Origin of the sequence: Bacillus sp. 196mf (assembly GCF_003217275.1) — a bacterium.
Classification (GTDB): domain Bacteria; phylum Bacillota; class Bacilli; order Bacillales; family Bacillaceae_G; genus Bacillus_A; species Bacillus_A thuringiensis_S.
The window spans coordinates 1-6,956 of record NZ_QJTG01000063.1 but is presented as its reverse complement, the minus strand read 5'-3'; the positions used below and the strand labels follow the sequence as shown (position 1 = coordinate 6,956).

The window sequence follows — 6,956 nt, the reverse complement described above, 5'->3', positions numbered from 1 at the left end:
ACAAAGAATTGCATAAATTATTAGTCACAGCTTAAATGATTCCCCAAATTTATTCAGACCCGTTTCTGCTTTTTAAACTTTGCAACAGAACCTCCTAAACAACCAGCCTCATATCCAGCTTTAATTTTTATATCTTCACCATATTTTGTTTTCAGTTTCTCAACGAATTTTTTTACGAGAGATACATTTGAAGCACATCGTGCTTCTCTTACAATTTCCCCAGTTGTTCCGTGCAATGCACATAAGCTAAAGCTTTCCTTGTGGACATCCATCCCAATATATATTATATTTTCCATAGTGGCCTCCTATTATCATAGGGTATACACCCATTCGTAATGTTTGTTTTCACTCATTATTATGGGTTAAAATCCCTGACTTGATAATCTAGGGGGGCACTTCATATTATCTTAAAAAACTTGATAAAGTTCCTAAACTCGATCTCTACCTATATTTATGTCAAATATGCAATTTTACATATCGTACTGCACAGATTCCGATGTATGTTAGCATAGATATTGTTCCTTTCCCGTCTGTGTATGTAAATTAAATACAGGCATTCTAATAACCCTCGCAATGAGGGTTATCTTTTTTAGAGGTCATAAGGACTTTCTCAATAAACGTTCAAATGAACGTGTGATAAAATTGTGATTAGATAGGGTTTCAACAAAAGATTGGGCACTCATTCGAGTGTCTTTTCTTTATATATAATTCATATAAATCGTATATATTTAATTGATTATTATAAATTTAGGTACCTTTGTCGAAGTTTGTCGTATAATTACATGACAAGTAGTTAATCCCTGCTTGTCATGTATGTGTAAAAGACGCTGAAACTTTTGATAGAAGTATTTGCCATTCTTTCAACTCCGTGTGCGGAATTGTAGTTTCTATATCTAGCACAACATGTATCAAATAGGTGATAAGCATCTTTCATTTTTTGAGAGGTGCTTATTACTTTATACGGTGAAAAACTTTCTCAATATATGTCGAGAGGCATATATGATAATATATTTCATTTGCCTTACGTTCCCAAGAAACAAGCTTAAACATCTTTAACTTAAGTAAATGCTGTGAAACTGTAGGAGCTCCATTGTTTTCCACAATTCAGAAACATTTAATGGTCCCTTATCAATCAATTCCTTCACAATTAACAAACGTATTGGATGTCCAAGTACACCTAATATTTCCGCACTTCTCACATACTCATTTAGGTTCTGTTGCAAAGTTTTTCGAGTGGAGCTAAACTTTAGGGAAAATGAGATGAGGATAATGATACATGGGATATTTTAAAGGAAAACAATTCAAAAAAGATATTATTTTGGTAGCCGTCGGCTACTATTGCCGTTTTTCTTTAAGTTATCGCGATGTATCTGAGATCCTGAAAGAACGAGGAGTTTCTGTTCACCCTACAACCATTATGCGCTGGGTTCATGAATATGGAAATTTGATCTATCAAATTTGGAAAAAGAAAAACAAAGTTGCACACCATGCTTGGCATTTAGATGAGACTTATATCAAAGTGAAAGGAAAATGGTGTTATTTATATCGTGCCATTGATAGTGATGGTCATACATTGGACTTTCAACTTCGAAAAACTCGTGATCATCAGGCAGCGTATGCTTTTATGAAAAGATTGGTCAAGCATTTTGGAGAACCATCGGTTCTCACAACAGATAAAGCGCCTGCCTTGCTTTGTGCGTTCAAAAAATTACAGAAAGACGATTTTTATACACATACAAAACAATGTACCATAAAACATCGCAATAATCTGATTTAACAAGATCATCGACATGTTAAACGTCGATTTGCGAAATCGTCTGGGTTTCAAAGTATCCGACACGCTTCTCGTACCATAAAAGGGATTGAAACGATTCAGGCCCTATATAAACAGAGACGAAGTCTTGAATCAGATTCCGTCTTTTCGGCGTACAAAGAACTACAAAAATTAGTAGCGATTGCTTAAATTCTATCCCCAATTTATAGCCCTCTTTATATTTTTTCTAACTTTGCAACGGAACCCTCCTATTGCTTCACAACAGCCCAAGACTACCGAACCAGTCCAAACGCAAACAATTGTACCCACCATCCCAATGCAAGAGATACCCGTGATTCCACAATTCGAACCAACAACACTACCAGTAGAACCAATAGAATCTGCTATTCCAGAATCCTTTCATATCCACTATGCGGGATGCCAGTCTAAGCAAAAAATCATCCACCAATTACAAGTCCTTGCTACTTTATTAGAAGAGGCATCACATGAATAGTATCAATTCTCAATTCAAATTGATACGCCATCTTTGAAATAACACAGAAAAAACTCTCTTATATTTTGATAAGAGAGTCTTCCGGGTAAGTATAGCATAAAATATTTAATACATAGCAGAGAGTTGCTTGAAATAATTGTAACACAAAAACCACGAAAACGCTTTCGTTTTTTCGTATCCTTCTGTATAAAATACCGTTTATAAGAGCATGCTATTATCCATCCATGATATGTATTCCATTTTGAGTAGCTAATAAATAGCTACTCTTTTTTCTGTCTTATGCCCTTATCACGATTTAAATCGCCTATCCCCTTATGTTAAGATACAGAATATTTTTGTATCGTTTCGAAAACAGCCGATACAATACTTTGCATATACTGATGCCATTCCTCCAGTTGAATCAACAACGTTTCTCTTTTATATGCTGGCATATCTCGTATCGCCTCTGTAGAGAGCGCTTTTATTTCTTTGTAGGCTTCTGAACATTCAAATGCGTGTGTCTCTGTATACGCCAATTTAGGAAATGGATTCCGCTGTCCCTGTTTCTGTCTTTCCCATTGTTGTACGACATATTGAATCAATAGCTGAATTTCTTCTTGTATGAGCATAATTTTTTTGATTTGCTCTTCTTTTTTATTTCTCCTCATTACCCACACTCCATCACATTTTTCCAAAAAAACTCTTAAAATAATATTTTGACTTGTTTTATTTTGCAATTCCTTTTGGTTCTAAAACATATAGCTGATTCACCAAAACATCATATTCGCTTCGTGTGATTTGCTTTCTATACAACTGAATCAATAACTCTTTATGTACTTTTGAAAATGCTATTTTATCAATCCATTTGGAAGACATACGATGTTTCACTCCATTTCTATTTAAACATTCTGCCACATTGCATGATTGTATCTCATTATTCAGATTTTAGCAATACATAAACAATGAGATCCTACACTTTCTGCTGATTGAAATGGATACTCTCAGTTGTTGAAAGTTAGAATTTGAAATGGTGTTGTTGGGAAGGATATGAATTTTCTGTTATGATGAAATAAATAGGGGTTCGGCCGAGATACGTGTAAAACTAGGTAATAGTAATACATTTTTTACCAAACGTTGTTTATCGGTGATATTTGTAACATAAACGTTCGTTTTTGTTACAGTTTCTATTTGAAAATATGAAATGTCTTAACTGTTGAATTAGTCGTAACAAAATACTGTACCAAAAATAATTTGTCACAATATAAAAATGCTACCTTTTTGTTACGTTGATTGTTTATTAATTGGTAATTCCTGTCTTATTCCCCTTTCTCGAAGGATGGGCAAAGAAACCCAATATGGAAAAAGAGCTATTGTTTAATTTTCAAAGTATAGATGAATATTTACACGGTTTGGTGAAATCGAAAAATATCTTTAGTTTGTGTTTACTGGTATTGATAAGTATTGCGGTGGTATATATTCCATATGGTGCTACATTAAAGATCTGGTTGAGGGATGTTCCGATAGTGTTGAAATCGATTATTAAAGCATTGGTATATACAGGCCCAATTGTTGTTGTCTTTTGTTATCTTTTTAGAGATGTTATGAAAGAGTTGTTTCATAAAATGTCGTTTAGACAACATATGATATGTGTGATAGCTGCTATAGTACTAATAGTATTGGGTTTATATTGGGTTCTGTTTTTAAACAGTGTAATTTCAATTAATCCAGCCACAAATGTGATGAATAAAAAAAGTGAGCAAGAAATACTTTTGAGTATTCCAGGAGTGTTTATTCAACTATTGGGTGAAAATATTATGTTTATTTCATTCTTGTTATTTTGGTATAAATGCATGGAATACTTAAAAATAAGTAGTAAAGTGATAGTTGGTGTTTCAATATTCTTAGCAGGAATTACTTTTGGTGTAATGCATCTGACTGCTTATCAATTCAATATTTTACAATGTATTTTAATAATTGGTATACCAGCTACGACTCACCTTTTGTGGTTTGTTAAATATAGAAATATGCACATGGCATATTGGTTACATGTTTATTATGATTTGATACTAATATTGTGGGGAGTTTTGGGATGAAATTGGTTTATATAAGAAATGAGAGCAAGTAATAGATTAGATAAAATCTTAGAAAAAAGACGAACCTGTTAGCACGTCTTTTTTTGTTTTGAAGGAATGATAGACAATTCCACCTATAATCATGTTAGTTGACTTCATTCTAGAGTGCAATCAAAGATGTAGGGTGGAATTATTATCCCTAATATATACCAAATGACATGTTTTTATGCAGAAGTTGGTTTATTGAGTCCACATAGACTCCAGTTATGGTAAAATATAGAGGACATATGTATAATGAGATTCCAATTCTATTGATGAATTGGAATCATTTTTTACATGTAACTTTTGGTGGAGAGTAATCACGCATAAAAAGATACACGAGTTGATCTAATTCTTGGCTACAGACAAGAATTAGTGGGTCTGTATATCCGTATGCCTTTACCAACTGTTGCAGTTGTTTCTTTTTTTCTTCAATTTGTTTTTGTAAGTGGGTAACATTAGATGTAGACATGGGAAACCTCGCTATTTCTACAGATTGATATCAACTTTTTATAGTATATGCAGTTTTTAAAAAATGAAAACGGTCACATAAGATGTGAGATATTCTATGTGTACAAAAGGAGGACATTTCTATGAAAGCAACAGGTATTGTACGGAAAATGGATAATTTAGGACGAATTGTGATACCAAAAGAAACAAGACGAAATTTACAAGTAGATTCAGGAGATGTGCTAGAAATTTTTGTAGAAGAGGATGCGATTATTCTACAGAAATATCAATCGTATGGTACTTGTCCGATTACAGGAGAAATTTCTCCCCAGAATATCAAACTAGCGGATGGAAAGCTGACGTTGAGCCCAGAAGGGGCGAAACAGCTTATGGAAGAATTAGAACAATACAAAGTAACTGTATGAGAAGAATAGGGGGCGTACTCGTTGGAAACGAAATTACAAGCATTTCAAAAGGATAGAAGTAAGAACATGCTATCTTTGCAGGAACAATTGTTACAAGAGGCGTTTCAAAAGAGGAAGGATATCACTTTAATTCTGTTAAAAGGATTGCATGTAAAAGGAATGATAAGAGGATTTGATACTTATTCTGTTTTAATAGAAGTTGAAGGAAAGCAACAGTTTGTATATAAACATGCGATCTCTACAATTCGATTCTAAAATAAAACAGTAGCATGATTCCTACTGGATTCATGCTACTGTTACAGAAATATTATTTAGCGTTTACAGCTTCTTTTAATGCTTTTCCTGCTTTAAAGGCAGGTGTTTTTCCCGCAGGGATCGTAAGAGCTTCACCAGTATGTGGATTGCGTCCTTCACGTGCAGCACGTTCTCTAACTTCGAATGTACCGAAGCCAAGTAGCTGAACATGTTCTCCAGTTTGTAGTGCATGTTGAATGGATTCTAATACTGCATCTACTGCCAGACTTGCTTGTGGCTTTTTTAGTTCAGATTGTATTGCGACTTGTTTGATTAATTCTGATTTGTTCATAAGGCACCTCTTATTGTGATATATACTTGTTTCAGTATAAAGGGAGAAAGAGAACGGTGCAAGATAGTTTGTAAGTGTAACATGTTAGATTCTTTGCTAACGAAAAAACGTGTATATGAGAAAATACTCTGAAAAAAGAATGAGGCGAAAGAAGATGACAAATGTTTTTTATATGGAGCTCAACGATCTTAATTATGAACTCGAGCGAAGTGCGGAAATACTGAGGGTATTGGCACATCCTGTCCGTCTACAAATTGTACATCAATTATTAGAGAAAAATGCTTTAAATGTTACCGAATTACAAAAGATTTTAAAATTACCACAATCTACGGTTTCACAACATCTTCATAAAATGAGAAATCATAAAGTGTTATCACATGAACGCAAAGGAACAGAAGTATTTTATCGAGTGGACGATAAACAAGTGAAACAAACGGTTCACATACTGATGGGATAAACAGATAGCTTTTTGTATCTGCCTAGTCATGTACAGATACAAAAATAGAACGAGGAGAGGATTCTTTTATGGGTGTAAATTCATATTACACGTATATCATAATAAAAGAAATCATTTTTATTCATTCCTATGTGACAGGGGAAGAATTTCCCTCTTCACAAGCATTACAGATTCTAGGACAATTTGATTCTGAAGAAATATCAGGCACAATTAGAGAAACACGTCGGTATCGTATACGGAAAAATGGGGAAGAATTGTTCGGATACTATAGACAGAAGCATCCCAAATTATTTGAGAAACAAAAATTATACACGTATGAAGAGTTGAAACACCGAGCGGTGTACTATTGTTCTTCTCATTTGACGGTGCATCTCTAATCTGTATATTTTGTTTTATTGGTTTTTAGAATCCGATAAAATCGTTCGTTTTTTTGTGGAAAGTGAGAAAAACGGACGCTCAGATGCCTTTCTAACAAAAGGAAAAGACAAAGTGAATATATTTCCATGTAAAAAGACGAAATCCCTGCACAGGGATTGATAAGAAGGTTTAAAAGATTACCGGTAAAATCCGCGATAGAAAAGGGAAAGACATAAAAAGATGGGTGCATGTTTAAGTTACAAAAAATATAATTTCACGTACCATAATATATTTAAAAATAAATAACTCCAAACCCCTTCACAA

Annotated in this window: 10 protein-coding genes and 3 pseudogenes; 7 read left to right on the top strand and 6 right to left on the bottom strand. The window is 33.8% G+C overall.

The window, feature by feature from the left end; all coding sequences use genetic code 11:
- Positions 1–56: 56 nt before the first annotated feature.
- Together ATL10_RS30020 and ATL10_RS32090 are read right to left on the bottom strand one after the other, a co-directional pair.
- Positions 57–296 (bottom strand): annotated as a pseudogene (locus tag ATL10_RS30020) (IS110 family RNA-guided transposase); the annotation flags it as partial.
- Between the two features lie 655 nt (positions 297–951).
- A pseudogene (locus ATL10_RS32090) lies at positions 952–1,223 on the bottom strand (ArsR/SmtB family transcription factor).
- A gap of 53 nt (positions 1,224–1,276) precedes the next feature.
- On the opposite strand from ATL10_RS32090, the pseudogene ATL10_RS30010 reads away from it, so the two are divergent.
- A pseudogene (locus tag ATL10_RS30010) lies at positions 1,277–1,963 on the top strand (IS6 family transposase).
- 127 nt (positions 1,964–2,090) lie between these two features.
- Entirely contained in the window at positions 2,091–2,267 is a 177-nt protein-coding gene (locus tag ATL10_RS30005; protein WP_258375838.1) for a hypothetical protein, read from the top strand.
- 317 nt (positions 2,268–2,584) lie between these two features.
- Here ATL10_RS30005 and ATL10_RS30000 read toward each other — a convergent pair whose 3' ends face one another.
- Both ATL10_RS30000 and ATL10_RS31490 read right to left on the bottom strand, forming a co-directional pair.
- Complete coding sequence (locus tag ATL10_RS30000) at positions 2,585–2,914, bottom strand: hypothetical protein (protein ID WP_098396070.1); 330 nt, start codon at positions 2,912–2,914, stop codon at positions 2,585–2,587.
- Positions 2,915–2,972: 58 nt separating this feature from the next.
- Complete coding sequence (locus ATL10_RS31490) at positions 2,973–3,134, bottom strand: hypothetical protein (protein WP_172796588.1); 162 nt, start codon at positions 3,132–3,134, stop codon at positions 2,973–2,975.
- Between the two features lie 467 nt (positions 3,135–3,601).
- On the opposite strand from ATL10_RS31490, the gene ATL10_RS29995 reads away from it, so the two are divergent.
- Positions 3,602–4,339 carry a hypothetical protein gene (locus tag ATL10_RS29995; RefSeq protein WP_110498251.1) on the top strand — a complete coding sequence of 246 codons (738 nt, stop codon included), beginning with the start codon at positions 3,602–3,604 and terminating at the stop codon, positions 4,337–4,339.
- A gap of 304 nt (positions 4,340–4,643) precedes the next feature.
- Here the strand turns inward: ATL10_RS29995 and ATL10_RS29990 are convergent, their stop codons facing one another.
- Positions 4,644–4,829, bottom strand: coding sequence for an aspartyl-phosphate phosphatase Spo0E family protein (locus ATL10_RS29990; RefSeq protein WP_110498249.1), 186 nt, complete (start codon positions 4,827–4,829; stop codon positions 4,644–4,646).
- 121 nt (positions 4,830–4,950) lie between these two features.
- Here ATL10_RS29990 and ATL10_RS29985 point away from each other — a divergent pair, with 121 nt between their 5' ends.
- Complete coding sequence (locus ATL10_RS29985) at positions 4,951–5,232, top strand: AbrB/MazE/SpoVT family DNA-binding domain-containing protein (RefSeq protein WP_023521105.1); 282 nt, start codon at positions 4,951–4,953, stop codon at positions 5,230–5,232.
- 21 nt (positions 5,233–5,253) lie between these two features.
- Positions 5,254–5,487, top strand: coding sequence for an RNA chaperone Hfq (gene hfq, locus ATL10_RS29980; RefSeq protein WP_110498247.1), 234 nt, complete (start codon positions 5,254–5,256; stop codon positions 5,485–5,487).
- A 52-nt stretch (positions 5,488–5,539) separates the two neighbouring features.
- On the opposite strand, the gene ATL10_RS29975 is transcribed toward hfq, so the two are convergent.
- Entirely contained in the window at positions 5,540–5,818 is a 279-nt protein-coding gene (locus ATL10_RS29975) for an HU family DNA-binding protein (protein ID WP_023521107.1), read from the bottom strand.
- Between the two features lie 154 nt (positions 5,819–5,972).
- Here ATL10_RS29975 and ATL10_RS29970 point away from each other — a divergent pair, with 154 nt between their 5' ends.
- Together ATL10_RS29970 and ATL10_RS29965 are read left to right on the top strand one after the other, a co-directional pair.
- Positions 5,973–6,275: an ArsR/SmtB family transcription factor gene (locus ATL10_RS29970; RefSeq protein WP_088071665.1), complete on the top strand. Its 303-nt coding sequence runs from the start codon at positions 5,973–5,975 to the stop codon at positions 6,273–6,275.
- A 68-nt stretch (positions 6,276–6,343) separates the two neighbouring features.
- Positions 6,344–6,652 carry a 50S ribosomal protein L7ae gene (locus tag ATL10_RS29965; protein WP_110498245.1) on the top strand — a complete coding sequence of 103 codons (309 nt, stop codon included), beginning with the start codon at positions 6,344–6,346 and terminating at the stop codon, positions 6,650–6,652.
- Positions 6,653–6,956: the final 304 nt, after the last annotated feature.

Excerpts from the sequence above, each read along its gene's own strand:
- ATL10_RS29985 (WP_023521105.1), top strand. The coding sequence starts at position 4,951 with ATGAAAGCAACAGGTATTGTACGGAAAATGGATAATTTAGGACGAATT.
- ATL10_RS29990 (WP_110498249.1), bottom strand. The coding sequence starts at position 4,829 with ATGTCTACATCTAATGTTACCCACTTACAAAAACAAATTGAAGAAAAA.
- ATL10_RS29995 (WP_110498251.1), top strand. The coding sequence starts at position 3,602 with ATGGAAAAAGAGCTATTGTTTAATTTTCAAAGTATAGATGAATATTTA.
- ATL10_RS29975 (WP_023521107.1), bottom strand. The coding sequence starts at position 5,818 with ATGAACAAATCAGAATTAATCAAACAAGTCGCAATACAATCTGAACTA.
- ATL10_RS30000 (WP_098396070.1), bottom strand. The coding sequence starts at position 2,914 with ATGAGGAGAAATAAAAAAGAAGAGCAAATCAAAAAAATTATGCTCATA.
- ATL10_RS29970 (WP_088071665.1), top strand. The coding sequence starts at position 5,973 with ATGACAAATGTTTTTTATATGGAGCTCAACGATCTTAATTATGAACTC.
- ATL10_RS30005 (WP_258375838.1), top strand. The coding sequence starts at position 2,091 with ATGCAAGAGATACCCGTGATTCCACAATTCGAACCAACAACACTACCA.
- ATL10_RS29965 (WP_110498245.1), top strand. The coding sequence starts at position 6,344 with ATGGGTGTAAATTCATATTACACGTATATCATAATAAAAGAAATCATT.